This window comes from Armatimonadota bacterium (assembly GCA_016125185.1).
GTDB lineage: Bacteria > Armatimonadota > Fimbriimonadia > Fimbriimonadales > Fimbriimonadaceae > Fimbriimonas.
The window spans coordinates 420,054-436,918 of record WGMG01000001.1; the positions used below are offsets into that span (position 1 = coordinate 420,054).

General features: G+C 57.2%; 22 protein-coding genes. 15 read left to right on the top strand and 7 right to left on the bottom strand.

Annotated features, from left to right (window positions below):
- Positions 1-34: 34 nt before the first annotated feature.
- From GC165_01830 to GC165_01840, 3 genes are read left to right on the top strand one after another with little or no spacing between them, the layout of a single operon-like run.
- On the top strand, positions 35-985 hold the full coding sequence (locus GC165_01830; protein ID MBI1331600.1) for an NADP-dependent phosphogluconate dehydrogenase: 951 nt from the start codon (positions 35-37) through the stop codon (positions 983-985).
- A 29-nt stretch (positions 986-1,014) separates the two neighbouring features.
- Positions 1,015-2,055, top strand: coding sequence for a dipeptide epimerase (locus tag GC165_01835; GenBank protein ID MBI1331601.1), 1,041 nt, complete (start codon positions 1,015-1,017; stop codon positions 2,053-2,055).
- Positions 2,048-3,076, top strand: coding sequence for a DUF1611 domain-containing protein (locus tag GC165_01840; GenBank protein MBI1331602.1), 1,029 nt, complete (start codon positions 2,048-2,050; stop codon positions 3,074-3,076). Before GC165_01835 ends, GC165_01840 begins: the two co-directional genes overlap by 8 nt.
- Here GC165_01840 and GC165_01845 read toward each other — a convergent pair.
- The gene (locus GC165_01845) at positions 3,068-4,252 is read right to left on the bottom strand and encodes an aminotransferase class V-fold PLP-dependent enzyme (GenBank protein ID MBI1331603.1); all 1,185 of its coding nucleotides are present in this window, start codon (positions 4,250-4,252) and stop codon (positions 3,068-3,070) included. The genes GC165_01840 and GC165_01845 overlap by 9 nt on opposite strands.
- Before the next feature lie 125 nt (positions 4,253-4,377).
- The gene (locus GC165_01850; GenBank protein ID MBI1331604.1) at positions 4,378-4,905 is read right to left on the bottom strand and encodes a hypothetical protein; all 528 of its coding nucleotides are present in this window, start codon (positions 4,903-4,905) and stop codon (positions 4,378-4,380) included.
- 163 nt (positions 4,906-5,068) lie between these two features.
- Here GC165_01850 and GC165_01855 point away from each other — a divergent pair, with 163 nt between their 5' ends.
- From GC165_01855 to GC165_01870, 4 genes are read left to right on the top strand one after another with little or no spacing between them, the layout of a single operon-like run.
- Positions 5,069-6,100, top strand: a complete 1,032-nt coding sequence (locus GC165_01855; protein MBI1331605.1) for a LacI family DNA-binding transcriptional regulator — start codon at positions 5,069-5,071, stop codon at positions 6,098-6,100.
- 2 nt (positions 6,101-6,102) lie between these two features.
- A complete protein-coding gene (locus GC165_01860) occupies positions 6,103-6,966 on the top strand; it encodes a prepilin-type N-terminal cleavage/methylation domain-containing protein (GenBank protein ID MBI1331606.1) in 864 nt (287 codons plus the stop codon).
- Between the two features lie 2 nt (positions 6,967-6,968).
- Positions 6,969-7,196: a hypothetical protein gene (locus GC165_01865; GenBank protein ID MBI1331607.1), complete on the top strand. Its 228-nt coding sequence runs from the start codon at positions 6,969-6,971 to the stop codon at positions 7,194-7,196.
- Between the two features lie 9 nt (positions 7,197-7,205).
- Positions 7,206-7,640, top strand: coding sequence for a hypothetical protein (locus GC165_01870; protein ID MBI1331608.1), 435 nt, complete (start codon positions 7,206-7,208; stop codon positions 7,638-7,640).
- A 32-nt stretch (positions 7,641-7,672) separates the two neighbouring features.
- Here the strand turns inward: GC165_01870 and GC165_01875 are convergent, their stop codons facing one another.
- The gene (locus tag GC165_01875) at positions 7,673-8,815 is read right to left on the bottom strand and encodes a methionine adenosyltransferase (GenBank protein MBI1331609.1); all 1,143 of its coding nucleotides are present in this window, start codon (positions 8,813-8,815) and stop codon (positions 7,673-7,675) included.
- Positions 8,816-8,868: 53 nt separating this feature from the next.
- On the opposite strand from GC165_01875, the gene GC165_01880 reads away from it, so the two are divergent.
- From GC165_01880 to GC165_01910, 7 genes are all read left to right on the top strand, one after another.
- Positions 8,869-9,513: a PEP-CTERM sorting domain-containing protein gene (locus GC165_01880; protein ID MBI1331610.1), complete on the top strand. Its 645-nt coding sequence runs from the start codon at positions 8,869-8,871 to the stop codon at positions 9,511-9,513.
- A 22-nt stretch (positions 9,514-9,535) separates the two neighbouring features.
- Positions 9,536-10,024: a GNAT family N-acetyltransferase gene (locus GC165_01885; GenBank protein MBI1331611.1), complete on the top strand. Its 489-nt coding sequence runs from the start codon at positions 9,536-9,538 to the stop codon at positions 10,022-10,024.
- A gap of 160 nt (positions 10,025-10,184) precedes the next feature.
- Entirely contained in the window at positions 10,185-11,243 is a 1,059-nt protein-coding gene (gene rsgA / locus GC165_01890) for a ribosome small subunit-dependent GTPase A (GenBank protein ID MBI1331612.1), read from the top strand.
- 5 nt (positions 11,244-11,248) lie between these two features.
- The gene (locus tag GC165_01895; protein ID MBI1331613.1) at positions 11,249-11,833 is read left to right on the top strand and encodes a sigma-70 family RNA polymerase sigma factor; all 585 of its coding nucleotides are present in this window, start codon (positions 11,249-11,251) and stop codon (positions 11,831-11,833) included.
- A complete protein-coding gene (locus tag GC165_01900) occupies positions 11,833-12,582 on the top strand; it encodes a hypothetical protein (GenBank protein ID MBI1331614.1) in 750 nt (249 codons plus the stop codon). Before GC165_01895 ends, GC165_01900 begins: the two co-directional genes overlap by 1 nt.
- Before the next feature lie 2 nt (positions 12,583-12,584).
- The gene (locus GC165_01905; GenBank protein ID MBI1331615.1) at positions 12,585-13,289 is read left to right on the top strand and encodes a prepilin-type N-terminal cleavage/methylation domain-containing protein; all 705 of its coding nucleotides are present in this window, start codon (positions 12,585-12,587) and stop codon (positions 13,287-13,289) included.
- Positions 13,286-13,525: a hypothetical protein gene (locus GC165_01910; GenBank protein MBI1331616.1), complete on the top strand. Its 240-nt coding sequence runs from the start codon at positions 13,286-13,288 to the stop codon at positions 13,523-13,525. The genes GC165_01905 and GC165_01910 overlap by 4 nt, the downstream gene beginning before the upstream one ends.
- Before the next feature lie 10 nt (positions 13,526-13,535).
- Here the strand turns inward: GC165_01910 and GC165_01915 are convergent, their stop codons facing one another.
- The 3 genes from GC165_01915 to trxA form a co-directional block, all read right to left on the bottom strand.
- The gene (locus GC165_01915) at positions 13,536-13,994 is read right to left on the bottom strand and encodes a hypothetical protein (protein MBI1331617.1); all 459 of its coding nucleotides are present in this window, start codon (positions 13,992-13,994) and stop codon (positions 13,536-13,538) included.
- Positions 13,995-14,092: 98 nt separating this feature from the next.
- Complete coding sequence (locus GC165_01920; protein MBI1331618.1) at positions 14,093-14,677, bottom strand: NUDIX domain-containing protein; 585 nt, start codon at positions 14,675-14,677, stop codon at positions 14,093-14,095.
- A gap of 132 nt (positions 14,678-14,809) precedes the next feature.
- Positions 14,810-15,160 carry a thioredoxin gene (gene trxA, locus GC165_01925; protein ID MBI1331619.1) on the bottom strand — a complete coding sequence of 117 codons (351 nt, stop codon included), beginning with the start codon at positions 15,158-15,160 and terminating at the stop codon, positions 14,810-14,812.
- A gap of 106 nt (positions 15,161-15,266) precedes the next feature.
- Between trxA and GC165_01930 the strand changes: the two genes are divergently transcribed.
- Positions 15,267-16,493, top strand: coding sequence for a hypothetical protein (locus GC165_01930; GenBank protein MBI1331620.1), 1,227 nt, complete (start codon positions 15,267-15,269; stop codon positions 16,491-16,493).
- Between the two features lie 64 nt (positions 16,494-16,557).
- Here GC165_01930 and GC165_01935 read toward each other — a convergent pair whose 3' ends face one another.
- On the bottom strand, positions 16,558-16,806 hold the full coding sequence (locus GC165_01935; GenBank protein MBI1331621.1) for a YHS domain-containing protein: 249 nt from the start codon (positions 16,804-16,806) through the stop codon (positions 16,558-16,560).
- Between the last annotated feature and the right edge of the window lie 59 nt (positions 16,807-16,865).

The following is a 16,865-nucleotide window of genomic DNA, read 5'->3' on the forward strand; positions in this document are numbered from 1 at the left end:
TTCAAACCCGTGGAAAACAAGCAAAATAGTACTTATGGACGAATTCGGTGTTGTTGGACTCGGAAGAATGGGCGGCGGCCTTGCTTGGCAGGCCCTCGGCAAGGGTTATAAGGTGGTCGGAATCGACCTCCACGAGCCATTTCCGGACGTCGTGGAAAGGGGCATTGTCTTTTCGAAAGACCTTGCCGATCTAAGCCAGTTGAACTCGCCTCGAGTGGTGTTTCTCTACATTCACGCTGGACCCGCGATCGACAAAATGATCGACCGACTTTTGCCCGTTTTGGGTGAAGGCGACATCATCGTCGACGGAGGAAATTCGTACTGGGGCGACTCCATTCGCCGCGCCGAACGCCTGAAAAATTCCGGCATTCACTTTGTCGATCTTGGGACCAGTGGCGGCGTCGAAGGCGCTCGAACTGGTGCCTGCTTCATGGTCGGCGGCCACAAAGACGCCCTCGACCGACTTGAGCCGATCCTGCTCGACCTCGCACAGCCCGGTGGCTACGTGCGATGCGGCGGACCCGGCTCCGGGCACTTCGTCAAACTCGTCCACAACGGCATTGAGTTCGGCATGCTCCAAGCCATCGGCGAAGGCATGAACCTCCTCGAAAAGTTCGACCAGGAACTGCCGATCTCCGACGTCCTGACCTGCTGGCAAAACGGCTCCGTCATCCGATCCTGGCTGATGGACCTCATGAAACAGCAGTTCGACGAGCAGAAGGGCCTCACCGTTCCTGGCTACATCGAAGACACCGGCGAAGTGAACTGGCTTATCGGCGACGCCATGCGAATGGAAGTTCCCGTGCCGGTCATCGCCCAGTCGGTGATGCAGCTCTTCACCAGCCGCGACGACAAGAAGGATTGGGCCAAGGCCATCGCCATGATGCGCCACGGCTTCGGTGGGCACCCGTTCGGACCCAAACCGGAACTTCAGGAAGACCGGCAGGTCAGCCGCGTCGGAGACATCTGGAAGCCGACCGAATAGTCGCCGAAGCGGTAGCATAAAGCTTGGGAATGTCGCTTCACTTTCACTCCGAAATCCGAACGCTTCAAAAGCTTTATCCGTTGACGATCAGCCGCGGAACCATGTCCAGTTCCGACAACCTGTTCGTGACCCTGTCCGATGGCACGCACACCGGCATTGGCGAGCATGCGCCCGCCACCGGCAAAGCGTGGACCGCCGAACGGGGTCAGACGCAGTTGAAGGACTTCTTCGCCTCCCAAGGCGTTCCCGAGTCGCCCTTTGATCTCTGGCAGGCGATGAAGGACGCCGAGATCGACCCGCCCGCGATGGCGGCGCTCGATATTGCGCTTTGGGACCTGCTGGCCAAGCAGGGCGGCCTTCCCCTTTACCGCCTGCTTGGACTCCCCAAGCGGGCCGTACCCACTAGCGTGACCATCGGCATCAATCCGCCCGAAGTTACTCGTGAGCGAGTGCCCGACATCCTGCGAACTACCGGTGCAAAGTGCCTCAAGATCAAGCTCGGCTCGCCGGAAGGGCGAGATCATGACAAAGAGCACTTCATGGCCGCCAAGGAATCGTCCGACGCGTTCGGAGTGAAGCTCCGCGTCGATGCCAACGGCGGCTGGACGGTCGCCGAAGCGATCGACATGATCGCTTGGCTCGCCGAGCGCGGAGTGGATTACGTCGAACAACCCTTGGCCGAGGGCCAAGAGGCGGGCTTGCCCGAAGTTTTTGCTCATCGCAAACTGCCCATCTTTGTGGACGAATCTTGCCGGTTCTCTAGCGATATCCCCAAGTGGGCCGCCCATGTGGATGGCGTGAACCTCAAGCTGATGAAATGTGGCGGCGTCACCGAAGCCCTTCGCATCGTGGCCACCGCGCATGCTCACGGTCTGCAAACCATGATCGGATGTATGAGCGAATCCAGCATCGCCATCGCCGCCGGCGCGGCGATGAGCGCCCTCTTCGACTACATCGACCTCGACTCTCATCTGAACCTGAATCCCGATCCCGCCAGCGGAGCCGAAATCCACGATGGTTTAGTTCTCCCGAACGAGAAGCCTGGTCACGGAGCCGCCCTGAATGATTGATCCGTCGGTGCCGCTCGCCATCTATCTGGAGGGCGCGCTGGGCTTGGATATCGGCAAGATGGGCTACGGTATCCTGCGCTACTCGCCAAACCCGGTTGCCTGCGTCATCGATTCTGTCCATGCGGGCCAGTCGGTTACCGACGTGGTCGGCTCGCCGCGAAATGCGCCCGTCGTTGCGACGTTAGACGAGGCCATCGCCCTCGGCGCAAAGGCGCTGGTGTTGGGCACGGCCCCTCCCGGCGGACTGATCCCTGCCGAGTGGCGACCGATCATCGCCCAAGCCGTTGCCAACGGCCTCAGCATCCTCAACGGCCTGCACGAGGCGCTAGCTCCGCAGTTTCCCAACTTGGCTTCCGGCCAAGTGGTGTGGGATATCAGACAGGAGCCGCCCAACCTCAAGCCTGGTTCGGGTGCGGCCCGAACCCTGAACAATCGTCGCATCTTAATGGTGGGGACCGACATGGCCGTCGGCAAGATGACCGCCGGTCTTGAACTCCAAAAAGCCGCCATCCAGCGCGGTATTGACGCCGCCTTCCTCGCCACTGGCCAAATCGGCATCACCGTCTCCGGCGCAGGCGTCCCCCTGGATGCGGTTCGCGTGGACTACGCCTCTGGTGCCATCGAGCAGGAAACCCTGAAATACGCCGACCGCGATTGGGTGATCGTCGAGGGCCAGGGCTCACTGGTACACCCTGGTTCAACGGCGACGCTCCCGCTCCTGCGGGGATCGATGCCGACCGATCTGATCCTCTGCACCCGCGCTGGTCAAACTCACCTCAAGCGCATCGCCGACATTCCGATTCCGCCGTTACCGGAACTGATTCGCTTGTACGAGGACTTGGCCACGGTCTGCGGCACCTTCCCTCGGGCGATGGTCCGCGCCATCGCTGTCAATTCCTCGCACTTGGACGACGAACAGGCTCAGAAGGAAATTGAAGCCGTTCGCCAACAAACCGGACTGCCCACCGTCGACCCCATTCGGCAGTCCGCCGACGCCTTGGTCGAAGCAATCCTAGCCTAACCGCCGGACCGCTTCGACCAGGGTCTCCAGGTCGCGCTGAGTGGTGTAACCCTGCACCGACACGCGCAGGACCGTTTCTCCATTGAGTGTAAACGAGGGAATCTCAATCTTGTATTCGTCCATCAGGTACTTGTAGACCTCCGTTCCATCCTTACCAGGGAGCTTCACCGAAGTCATTTGTTTCTGCATCGAGGAGTCGGTTGGGTACCACGGCCGCACATTCGGCAAGCTTTCCAGTTCGTCCTTCACCCACCGAACCATCTCCTGGCACCTCGCCCGCACCGAATCCCAGTCGTGCTCCTTTTGAAACTCGATCGCAGCCGGTACGGTCAGAAATGCCGATGGGTCATGCGTTCCAAAGAACTGAAGCTCATCCACGTACGGATCTTTGGGTACGTCGGGATTGTTATTGCCCCAGCTCACCACCAGCGGCTCAATGAGGTCTTTCTTGTCGGGCTGGGCGAACAAAAAGCCGGTTCCCTTGGGCGCGCAAAGCCACTTATGACAATTACCCGTATAGAAGTCGCACGGGAAGTTCGCGAGGTCGAGCGGAACCTGGCTGGGTGCATGAGCTCCGTCGACGACGACTAGAATCCCTCGTTCGCGAGCCCGTCGTCCTAATTCTTCGGCTGGAAACACGATGCCCGAGGGCGAGGTGATGTGGCTGATGAAAAGCACCTTTGTGCGGTCCGTCACCTGACTCCAGATCGCCTCCGCGATGTGCTCCAGCGACTCGATTGGGTCGGGAATAGGAGCCGAAACGTACACCGCCCCGGTCTTCTCGCACACCCTTTGCCATGCTCGCACGCAAGCGCCGTACTCGTGCTCGTTCGAGAGAATTTCGTCGCCCGGCTCTAGCTTCAACGATTTGGCGATGACGTTCACGCCAAATGTCGCGTTGGTCACCGGAACTACGCAGTCGGTTCGCGCCCCAAGGTACTCCGCCAGAATGGATCGCGTTTCGACCAGCGCGGGTCTCAGCACACGCGCGAAGAAATGGACCGGTTGCCGCTCAAGGCGCAATTGCCATTCCTGATACTTTTCGAAGACTGGTTTCGGACAAGCGCCGAATGACCCGTGATTGAGAAAGACGACGTCCTGTTCTAAAAGGAAAAGGTCCCGAAGCGATTCCGACACAACAGGATGGATTGTATCTGTCCGGCCGCCCTTCGCGATACGGACAAAAAAGCGGGCGCTGCTCGTAAGCGCGCCCTACTCTGGTCTCACGAACCTCGATTGGACGAGGAACGCACTATGATCCATCGAACCGGTGAATCAGGGTAACCGCATTTTTACTAGGATTACTGCCGCATCGAAAAGGAAATGTTCCAACCGAGCAGGTTGTGGTACCCCATGCTGAAGTTACTCGTATTACTGACCGATGCCTGCAGGCCGACCGACAGACCGGTCCGCCAGGCGTTGTGGTGACCAAACTCGTACAGAAACCCGCTTGACGCCGACCGCCCGACCTCGGTGATGTCTTCGTAGTAAAGACCCACACCAAAGAACAGGCTCTGCCGCTCGTTGCCGGGAAAGAACAGAAGGTCGGTGCCAAAGCCCGGGCTGGTGCGATAGTTACCAAGGAACTGCGTATCATTCGGCGGGGGGCCGTCCGAAAGACTATTGGGATCGAGGTCGATGTCGTTGTAAACCCCGATCTGGACGCCGAGCGAGTTCATACGCTTGCCGTAATAGGCGGCGCCGCGTCCACGCACCCCGGTACCAATACCAAAAAAGTCCGACGAGTTCTGATAGTACTGGGCCATCGCCACTGTCGGCAGCGCGACGGCCAACCCCACCGCAAAGCGGGAAATTAGACGGTATTTCATGAGCACTTAGGCTAAAAATCGCGAGATTTATGAAGCCACTTGAATGACGTCCGACGGGCCTTTTTCCTTACAGATGAAATTTTTTTTGATGGCAGGCACAAATTGTTAGAATTTTGTTATAATGGCTGATACACCGGTATACCAACGAAGGTAGGAACCACTTATGGCAGTCACGATGCGCGATGTTGCGGCAAAGGCTGGGGTCACACCCACCGTCGTTTCGCGCGTCCTCCATAACAAGGCCACTTCGGTCCGAGTCAGCCAAGCCACCGCCGAACGCGTTCGCATGATCGCCAAGGAAATGAACTACCGGGTCAACGTTACGGCCCGTAATTTCCGCGACCAGCAGACGATGATGATCGGCATCCTGCACGGGGTCGGTTTCGAACGACAGCCCCTCTCGGAAGGCAGCCGGTACTTCGCCTGTCTCGTCGACGGAATCATCGATCGAGCTTTCCATCACGGCTATAGCGTGACGTTCTGCCCGGCGTTGATGGGCGACGATCCTGGGCAGGCGCTTTCGGACGGTCGGTTCGATGGACTGATCTGGTACAGCACCGACCTGACGAAGCAGAACGTCGACCTCATCGAAAATTGCCGATCTCCGCTCGTGGTTCTCCACGCCAGCGAATCGGATTTCGATGGCAAAGTCGCTTCCGTCATCTGCGACAACTACGACGGCATTTCGCAGGCGGTCGACCATCTCGTGAGCTTGGGCCACGAGAGACTCGGCTTCGTTCTCGAAAAGAAGGACTCCTTCTCCGAAGCCAAGGTCCGCGCAAACGTCTTCCAGAAAGTGGTGACTGAACGCGGTCTGAGCTACAACGAAGACAGTCTCATCTACGCCGAAGAAGACTGGAGCGGCTTGCATGCCAGTCTGCATACCACTGAATGCACGGCACTCGTGTGTTCGAGCGAAACGGTCGCCTCTCACGTCCTTCGCGTGGCCAAGGAGACTGGGATATCCATCCCCGACGAACTGTCGGTGATCGGCTTCGACTCGACCGAATTCTGCGATGGCCTTTCGCCGAAGCTATCGGCCATTCGACAGCCTCTTCGAAGAATGGGATCGGCCGCGGTCGACCTGCTCATTGGAGAGATCAGCCAATTTTCCTCAGAGAAAAAGCACCTCGTCATTCCATGTGGATTCGATGTTCGCGAATCTACCACGACCTTAAAAACAACGAAGAAATAATCATGAAACGTAGAGGTTTCACACTTATCGAACTGCTTGTCGTTATCGCGATCATCGCAATCTTGGCGGCGATCCTATTCCCTGTATTTGCTCAAGCGAAAGTCGCCGCTAAAAAGGCCGCCGACATCAGCAACCAAAAGCAGCTGACCTTGGGCCATATGATGTATGCGTCGGACAACGACGACTACTTCTGCCGCAACTTTTATGTTCTGACGAACAACGGAGCTTGGGCGGAAGACATCAACTGGGCAAAGGCCATCCTTCCCTACCTGAAGAGCGGCAAAGCTTCTCTGTACGACACCGCAGGTGGCATTTTCCAGACCCCAGGCACGCCGTACGACCGCGGCTATGCGGTCCATGACAAGATCATGCCGTCCTGTACGGTCAACGACTGGGGCGCACGACTTTGTGCCGATCCCGGACCCGGTTCCGTCTCGCAAACGCAGATCGGCAACCTGACCAGCAAGCTCATCGTCACCACGACTGGTGTTAACCCGACGTGGGGCGACCATGGCGCTCCCGGCTCCAACATGGACTCGTCCTGGTGGTGGTGGGGCGGTGCCGACGATCACTATGATCCGGGTACCAAGACTTGCGGCAACAACGCATGGCCGCCCGACGTCTACGGCGCCAAAGCTGGCTTCCGCTGCTACAACAAGGACAATACGGATTGGCCGAACTGGTCGATGCCTCGATTCCGCTTCAACGATGGTGCCAACGTAGGCTACGCCGACGGTCACACCAAGTTCTCGCGAGTTGAGAACTTCAACTGGTGCACGATGATGTACGTCGACGGCCTGTATCCGTCGGATACGTGGACGTTCGATCCGGGCAACTTCTGCGCTCCATTCTCCGCCCTCAAGTAAGCATGAAGAAAGTCATTCTTGGTCTCATCTCGCTGACGGTTCTGATCGGTTGCAGCACGGGCGATCAGCCCGGACCTGCTGATCCGACGGCCGGAAACGTCGAAGCCCAAAAGCAGAAGACGGAAAAAGCCCTTGACAACGTGCCACCGGAATTTCGGGATAAAGCTCGTGCGGCGGCCCAAGGCTCGCCAGGCATGGGCTATCAGCCGCCCCCCAAAAAGGGGCCATAATTGGCCGGAATGAAATTTGGCCGCTTACTCGTTGCGCTTTTGGCAACCCAGGTGATCCTGGGTTGCCAAAACGATGACGAACCTGCCCCTCAACCGATGAAGGTCGACGTACCGACTTCGATGGAAAATCCATCCGAGTTGGTCGGCAACTGGACCGAAACAAAAGGGCAAAAAGTTAGCCTCAAGGCTGACGGCACGTGCGAACTCATTTCAAAGGTGTCGCTCGGCTCCGACGTCACGCGCGGAGAAGCGAAAAACTTCGACCAAAAGACGGAGGCCAAGTGGGGCACGAAGGGCGATCAGTTCTTCTTTACCGACATGAAGTCGTCACCTTCGCTCAAGTACGATTGGAAGTTGGATGGCGATAAGCTCATGCTGAGCACCAACGGTGTAAAGCTCACTTATTCTCGATCGAAAGAAGAGAAGAAAGAAGAAAAGAAATAGGCTTGCCGAGTTCTCGACAAGCCTATTCAGCGTTACTTCAGCAGACTCGCCGCTGAAGTCGACTCCCACGGAAATACCGGGTTGCCGAAGTGGCCGTTCTTGGCCGTCGGAAGGTATTTGGTTTCCAGCAGGTTGAGCGTCTTGATGATGCCCGCCGGCGATAGATCGAAGTTGTCCTTGATGCGCTTGACCACCACATCTGGATCTTCGGTTTCTGTCCCAAACGTTTCCAGGTTGATGGCCACTGGCTGAGCCACGCCGATCGCGTAGGCAAGCTGAACCACACATCGACTGGCCAATCCGGCCGCCACGATGTTCTTCGCCAGGAACCGCGACACATACGCCGCCGAACGGTCGACCTTTGTCGGATCTTTGCCGCTGAAAGCCCCGCCGCCGTGAGGGGCCATGCCCCCGTACGTGTCCACAATAATCTTTCGACCCGTCAGACCCGTGTCGCCCGCCGGGCCACCGGTGACAAATCGCCCCGTTGGGTTGATGTGGAAGGTAATGTCGCTGTTGCGATACTCCTCGTATTCGGCCAAAACCGGCTCGATGATCGACTGCCGAACGCGGTTGCGGATCTCCTCTTGTGGAATCTCATTGCCGAGCGCGTCGTGATCGTCGTGCTGATGCGAGACCACCACGGTGTCGATGGTCTTCGGAATACCTTCGTTGTCGTAGATGACCGAAACCTGGCTCTTTGCGTCGGGGCGAAGGCCAAGACCTGGGCTGGACCGTCGCACTTCCACTGCCTTGCGCATGATGGCATGGGCGATGGCGATCGGAAGAGGCATCAGCTCCTTCGTCTCGTTCGTCGCATAGCCGAACATCATGCCTTGGTCACCAGCTCCACCGGTGTCAACGCCCATCGCGATGTCGTTGGACTGGCCTTGGATCGCGACCAAAACGCCGCAATTGTCGCCGTCGAATCCGACGGCGGTGTTGGTGTAGCCGATCGACTTGATGGTGTCGCGAACGACCTCTTGGACGTTGACGTAGGCGTTGGTCGTCACTTCTCCCGATACCACGGCGACGCCGTGGGCTAGCATGGTTTCGACCGCCACACGAGACTTCGGATCTTGCTTCAGAAACTCGTCGAGAAGGGCGTCCGAGATCTGGTCAGCGACTTTGTCGGGATGCCCAATGCTGACGCTCTCGGATGTGTAAATCTTCATCGTTCAATGGGAAAGGGTACCCGTTTTGAATTCAAATCTGCCGGAAGGGTGTGATGGCGGGCCTGATCTGTTACAATGGCCGTATGCGTTGGATGACTTGTTTGGGCGTGGTTTTGTGTGGATTTTCGATGGCTCATGCCGACCTCCTTTCGTATCACTTCGATACCGACAACGAAGGATGGCGACGGGCGGATTTCAACCCTTCAACTCTGGTTCTGACAGACATGGGTGCCGCTACCTGGAACGCGGGCGGGTACATCGACGCACCGGACTTTTCCAACTGGTCTTTTCACGTCAGCCCTATCCTCTCGGGCGGCTTTGCGAGCGCGTCGTCGCTGTCGTTCGACTACTCGTCGGACTTCTCCGACGGGCCCTATCCTTTCGTGGTTATGGCGAGCACGACCGGTGCCATCTATCAGACGACGTCCGTGCCTGCCGATGGAGCATTTCATCACTACTCGTACGACTTCACGCCCGGAACCTGGCTCTACAGCAATGGCGTCGATTTCCGAGCCGCAACCTCGGCCGATATATCGAGCGTGCTCGGCGGTTTGGTGAGAATCGGTATCAACGCTGATCAAGAATCCGGTCCTGACTACACTCGGTTAGATAACGTCGTGCTCGTCCCGGAGCCAATTTCCTTGCTTGGATTAGGATTCGGTCTAATGGTCTTGGCAGCGCGCCGACGGAAGGCATAGCCCCTCCGTAGAAAGCCTTGCCATGCTCGAAGTATGTCCTGGCCAGGAGTCTGATAAGTCATGGATTGAGGAAGCCTTGATCCGTGAGTGGGATGGCCCAATGATTGAGCGAGCGGGCGAATTTATTGATGCCCGCACTCTGCCCGCTATCGTCGCCTGGATCGGTGGCCGTCGCGTTGGGCTTGCAACCCTGCTTCATTTGCCCGGTGCAACCGAGATCATGACCATCAACAGCTTTGAAAAGGGTATGTCGATCGGCACAGAAATGTTGGCCTGGATCGAACGCGATGCCATGGACCGAGGCTCGACGAAAATTGTCGTCTTCACCAGCAACGATAATATCGATGCTTTGCGGTTTTACCAACGACGCGGCTTTCGACTGGAAAAGATCTGGCGAGATTCCATCACGGAAGCGAGGAAGGTCAAAACGACGATCCCTTTGAAAGGGCACTACGGAATCCCTTGTTGCGACGAGATCGAGCTAACCAAGGACTTGCCGATCCGTGTATAATCGAGGGGTCCGCTGACGCGGCAATCTAACTCAGGAGGTCTCAAGAACAATGTCTGTTATCACCGTCTCTTCACGCTTGAACTCCTGCCTTCTTTCCTAATCCTGCGTCGGGAGTTCTCTTCGCCATGCGAGGCGTTCGTGCGCCTCATCGGCCCCAAGAATTCCCAAACCAGTGAAAGAAACGATTTCCGCGAAACTCGCCACCCGTCTGTCCTACCTCGAACCCGAGCAGTTGGACGGCCTGATTCAACGCGTCAAACAACTCAAAAAGCGCTCCGGCAAACCAAACGAGAGTCTCGACCTATGGGTTGAGCGGGCGATCCGCAAAGAAGAGCGGACCCTGCAGTCGGCCTGCAATCAACGGCTTGCCGTCGTGACTAGTGTCTTCGCCAACGAGATTGATGTCGAAGTCGATGGCGAGACCGTACGAATTCAGCGCGGGACCCATCTGCTGGCTCCTGGCGACGAGGTTCGCATTGGCGAAGCCAGCGGTCGATTGTCGGTCCTCGAACTTCTGCCCCGTCGGACCAAGCTGTCTCGTCCCGACGTGGACAACGGAAACCTCGAACGTCTGATCGTGGCGAACGTCGACGTGGTGGTCATCGTCGTGTCGGTCGTGACGCCCCCGCTGCATCCTCGCCTGATAGATCGCTACTTGGTTGCCATTCAAAACGGCGGCGCGAAGCCCGTCATCTGCGTCAACAAAATCGACTTGTTGGAGGACCATAGCGAGTTGGAAGTCCTGGAGCCGTATCGAGGCATCGGGCTTCCGGTCTTTGAATGTTCGACCGCCGATGGGAGAGGCATCGACGACCTCCGAAAGCATCTTCAAGGCCAAACCTTTGCTTTTGTCGGCCACTCGGGCGTCGGGAAGTCGTCATTGGCCAACGCCTTCGCTCCCGAATTGAACCTGAAGACCAAGGGATTGATGGAAGGATATGGGCGCGGCGCCCACACGACGACGGTTAGCTCCCTGCATCGTCTGGCCAACGGCACGACGCTCATCGACACGCCAGGCATCCGTTCATTCGGACTCTGGTCGACGAGCCTCGATGAGATCGAGCGATCCTTCCCCGAGTTTGTCGGCATAAGCTGTCGATTCCGAGACTGCTCGCACACCGCCGAACCCGGATGCGGTGTACTTGAAGCCGTCGAAAACGGCCAGATTTCGTCCGATCGGTACCAAACTTTCTTGCGACTCAAGGAGGAAATCGGCTAACGCGAATTCTTTTTCGAAGAAAATTGCGTATTGGCGAACAAAGCGCGTTCGTGAAACAACTGTACCTACGGAAAAGCTCGTCGACCGCGCGAGATTGTGAGGAGAACCTGGACGCAGAGGACTTTGCCCTTGTCGCACGGCTGTACGCCGACCACTCGGAGAATCTGCTTCGGTTCTGCTTCCGGCTCTGCGGAGACGCCGATGGCGCGCAGGACCTTTTGATGGAAACGATTCACGCGGCTCCGGGGGCGATCAAACGCTTCAGTCGACGGAGTTCGGTCAAGACTTGGCTGTATCGCATCGCCCTGAATAAGTGGCGAGAGGGACGGCGCACTCTCCAGCGCCGCCAAGAGCTTGACCGAGTCCATGCCCCGAAGCAACCGTCAAGGGATCGGGATTTGGTCATCGCCATCGAATCCGAACTCGCCAATCTTTCAGAGCCTCTCTTGGAAGCATTCACGCTGGTCAAGATGGAGGGACTTAAGTACCGTGAGGCGGCAAAGATTCTGGACGTGCCGATTGGCACCGTGCAATCAAGGGTCCACTCGGCTTGTGAGCAGATGCGCGAGCGCCTACAGGAGGTTTTGTGATGTCTTGCGACAGAATTCGGACTCAGTTGAACGCGCTCATCGATCGTGAACTTGGTTTGGTCGATTGGGTGCGGGTGAAGCTACACCTGCTCCGGTGTGATGAGTGCCGACAACACTTTGACGAGTACCGTCTCGTGAGTCAGGCGGCAAAATGTGTGCGTAGCGTGCCAGGAAGGCGTCGGCTTCGACTCGCACCCGTCTTTGCGGTGGCTGCCGTCGCCTCTGTCGTCGCCCTCGCCGTGCTTTGGCCCAAGCCAAAAGAACCTCAAGCGCTCGTGTATAACCGGACTTTTCTCACCGGTGGGGCCAAGCCTCTAGGCGCGATTTACAATGAGGGCAAGTACTTGGTGGTGCGAGACTTTAAGGACGGCGCTCTGTTGGCCACGGCCCCTGGTCATACGAGGAAGGATGCGTTTTATGCCGTCTCGCAGGCAGGAAACATGCCTTTCAATCAGCCGCTTGAGCGTGTGATCGAGGACAAACCTCCGATCAGTTTGAAGCTGGAGAAGCATGGATCTGGGGCCACGATCATCATGGAGGATCACCCTTCCGCAAAGGAAGATGCTCAGATCGTCATCTTCTTTTCGGGCCCGGCGCCGAACCTCAAAGACGTGGATATTCCTGCCGATCGCCCGGCTCTGTTCGTGAAGATTATCGATCCCGACTTCTTGGCTGACGTGGTTCCCGACCAGCCCGACAAAAAGTTTGTTCCCCCATCGAACAATAAGCCAGAGACAATCAACCGTTAAGCATGAGGTGCAAAACCAAAGCCTTCACGCTCATCGAACTTTTAGTGGTGATCGCCATTATCGCCATTGTGGCGGCGATTCTGTTTCCCGTCTTTGCCCAGGCAAAAGGCGCGAGCAAGAAGACCGCGGCCATGAGCAACCTTAGCCAGATCGCCAAAGGCGTTCAGCTCTATCTCGGGGACAGCGATGACCACCTTCCACCGCAGCACGAAGCCGTTCCACAATGGCCGGGATTCGATACGCTCCTCATTATTGTCAGCGACAACGAGCCGACCTTAGTGGACACCTACGAGCCATATGTGAAGAACAAGGACGTCTGGTTTTCGCCCGAGGACCGACTAGACAAGAAGGGACAAACGAGCTTTGTTTTCAACGGCCAACTGGTCTATGCATGGAGCATGAGCGCAATACCTCGACCAGCCGAAGCGATCTATATGACAGACCGAAGCGACATTCCTTCGTCCCTTCCCGGAGGCAAGAACCTCGAAGATTACGCCTGGTGGACGTTCACTCAAAACCTGATCACGTCGGAAAGCCAACTCCCCGGAACGCTTGAGCCGACCAAAGTGGTGACGAGGATTTCACCCAATCGATACACCGGCAAAGTTGCGCTCTATCAATTCCTCGACTCCCACGTGAAAGCGATGAAGTTCGACCAGACCTGGGGAGACAAGAGCAAGAACCTCCACTACGCAACCAAACTATGAAAACCCTCCTTTTCCCTTTCGCTGCCCTCCTCATTTGCGGTTGCAACGCCGGTCATGACAAATACGACATGGCCACTGATCAAGCGATGCGAAACGGTGCGGCCAAGAAGGCGAACCAGATCGTAATCAACCACGGGTCAACACCAACAATGGGCAAGACCGGCGCAAAGCAACCGCTTGGCTCGGTCATCTCCGATGACAATAGCTCGGGTTCCGGCGCGCCGGAACCCCACTAGAACCTTCCTTTTAGTGCATTTCTTTGTCGCCCAGCATGGTCTGGACGTAGGCGATCTGCCCGAGGTGATAATTGAAATTCCACCTTGGGTAGTCCATCATCTCGAGGACTGTGTGGTCACGTCCGCCGTTATAAGGGAGCCACTTCGTGTCCTTCAGTCGCTCGTCGGACAGCGTTCCGAACAGTTGCGCCAGCTTCTCAACTCGGGCTAAGCACTCGGTTTCGTACTCTGCGACGGAGAGCGGTTGGGCAGGGTCGAGGGCGCGGCCGCTGGAGTCGCCTTCTTCTCTATTTTCGATCAGGTCCTGCGCCCAGGTCGGGCACATCGCCATCTCCCAACAAAGGCTGATCACGGACCGAGCGCCGTCCGGCTCCCAAGTCAGCTTATCGGCGGGAACGGCCTTGGCATATCGAAAGGCTTCTTGCGCGGCTGAACGCGTCACATCGGCTAAGTATTCTTGAATCGTCATTTCTTCACCACTAAAATAGTAGACAAAAATATACTATCATGCGTGGTAGGTAAAGTCAACGGGTCCCAGGACAAATGTTCAGAGTCTTAACGATCCACTTAGGTTTGTCTGTGGGCAAGAAGCCACTGAATGGCGATGATGGACTTGGCATCGATGATGGTGCCGTTCTTCACCATTTCGTCCGCTTCTGACGTCGGGACGCGGTGGACTCGCAGGTCTTCGCTTTCATGCGCCAGACCGGCGTGGGCGAGAACAGTCAGGCCGGTAGGAAACGGGCAATAGAACAAACTCAGCCGCTCCGTGCAAGCACCCGGGGATAGGTAGAAGCTAGCCACTAACTGGATCGACTCGGGTTCGGCTCCGGTCTCTTCTATCGCCTCTCGCTTGGCGCTTGCCTCCGCGGATTCGCCGTCGTCGATGCGTCCAGCCGGGATTTCGAGTAGTCGGCCCGGGCCGTTTTCGAAGGCCGATACACGAAACTGCTCGACCAGCACGATCTCGTCGGTTGCAAGATCATGTAAGAGGATGCCGACGCTGTCGCCTCGGTTCAGGACCAGGTGTTCGATTGGCTCCGAGAGGGTCCCGTCGAACTTCTTGGCTCGGAAGCGGATCGAAAGCCAGCGGAAGATGCGCTTGTGAAAGACTTCCTTGGTTTCCAAAATCTCGGCGATCGGTTCGGACATTCCTCTAGTATCGCCCGATGGTCCGAAAAAATGGCCCGCCGCGAGGTGGCGGGCCCAAATGAAACTCCTCACCCGTCACATTGGGCTAGGAGAGTCGTCATTAGTGGGGTTTTCCTTATGAGGGGGCAAGATCTAAACGGCGTCAACTTTGGCGAGGATTCGGCTCGCTACTTCGCCTGGTGGCAAGACTCCCGTGAATGAAGTGAGGGCTCGATTACCCTTCATCAGATAGCAGGTCGGAATACTGCTGATGCCGAAGATTGAAGCGATTTCAGGTTCATCGTCGACGTTGAGCTGGGCGATGCGAGCTTTGCCGGCGACGGTCTCGGCCACTTCGGCAAGGATCGGCTTCATGGCTCGACACGGACCGCACCACGGCGCCCAGAAGTCGATGAGAATGGGGGTTTCGTTATCAAGAACTTCGGACTTAAAGTTGGCCGTAGTGAGCTGAATGATGGGATTTGACATGACGGATTGTTCCATTAGGAAGGAAGAGGCAGGGTTTTCTATAAATGATTCAAAACGGCACAAAGTGGCACGAATTTTTCAAAATTGAAACTATATCTTACGATATGTAGTATCTTAAGATATGTTTTACGATAGACATGGTCGTGGAGAGATTCCTTTTGAAGCTATTGGGCCCTGGGCGGCTCGTCTACATCGAGGGCGCGGCCCTCGGGGACCTCACCACCGTTTCGGCATGCACGGGCCCCATGGGCTTCATCGAGGACGCAAATTCTCCTCGGCCGACCTTCAGATTTTGATCCTCACTCTGCTGGACAAAGGACCTTCTTACGGCTACGAGATCATCAAGTCGCTAGAGGAATTGTCCGACGGATACTATGCGCCGAGTCCGGGCATGATCTACCCGGCGCTCACCTATCTGGAAGAGATCGGGTACGCGGATGTCGCGATGGAAGGGACACGCAAGCGGTACCAAATCACCGACGAAGGTCGTGGGCACCTGGAAGAAAACCGCGAGCGAGCCGACGAAATCTTCAGCATCCTCGAAAAGATCGGGGCACGCATGGAGGAAGCGAGGCAGGCGTTCGAAGGAGAGCTTGGACCCGACGAAGACGAACACTCCCGCCAAAGCGAAGACTTGAAGGCAATGCGCCGTCGCCTGCGCGACTTTCTACGCGGCTACCGCCCGCGAGGTCGCGAGGATGAGATGCGGCTAGTCGGGACGCTTCAACAGATTCTCCATCAAATCGAACATGGTAAGCCCGAGGCCCCCAAGCCTCCGATGCCGCCGCATCATTTGATGGAGGTCTTCGAGCGTCGGCGAAGTATGGGGCTGTCGCGCCTGAAGCCCGATCCGGTGGATCGCCAGTTGATCGAGCAGATGCTGCAGGCGGCGAACTGGGCTCCCAGCCACGGGGACACCGAGCCTTGGCGGTTCGTGGTGTTCACGGGCGAAGGGCGAGGCGTTTTGGCGGATCTTTTTGAATTGGCTCAGCGAGAGGCGGGCCAAGACCCCGAGAGCGGACGAAAGCGGGCATTTGCCTCGCCGGTTTGGATCGCCATCGGCATGTCCCCCAAGCTCGATGAGAACGGCAACTTGGTGATGTCCGAGCGGGAAGAGATCATGGCCGTGGCGAGCGCAGTGCAGAATCTGCACCTCATGGCGTCCGAGCTTGGCCTGATCGGCATGTGGCACTCGAAGGGCTTGTCGGTGGACGAAACCGTGGCCAAGGGGCTTGGCTTTACGGCTCCGGCGCGCCTTTTGGGATTCTTTATGTGCGGTTGGCCGGCGGTCGAGATTCCGAAGGGTGAGCGCAGGCCATGGACAAATAAGGTCACGTGGCACGAATAGCCACCTGACCTTATTCGCGAATTTTGACGCGAGATCGAAACGGTCTCGCGTCAATTAGTCGTGATCAGGTCTTCTTCAGAGCCTTGCCATCTTCGAACTTCGCGGGATCGGCTTTGAACTGATCCGGGCAGCCGGGGCAGCAGAAATAATACCGTTTGCCGTTGTAGTCCTGGTGGCCAACAGCCTTATCCGGCGAAGCGATGGTGTCGCCAGTGACGGGGCAAACGATGTCGCCCTTGTCGTTAGTGAAGGCGGCCGGGGTTGCGGTCGGAGTCGAGTCGGACTTGGCTTCCGGCTTGGTCTCGGCACTCATCGTCGACTTGGAGTCGGTGCTCATCGCGCTCGATGTGCTGGATGAGTTCGCCGCAGGCT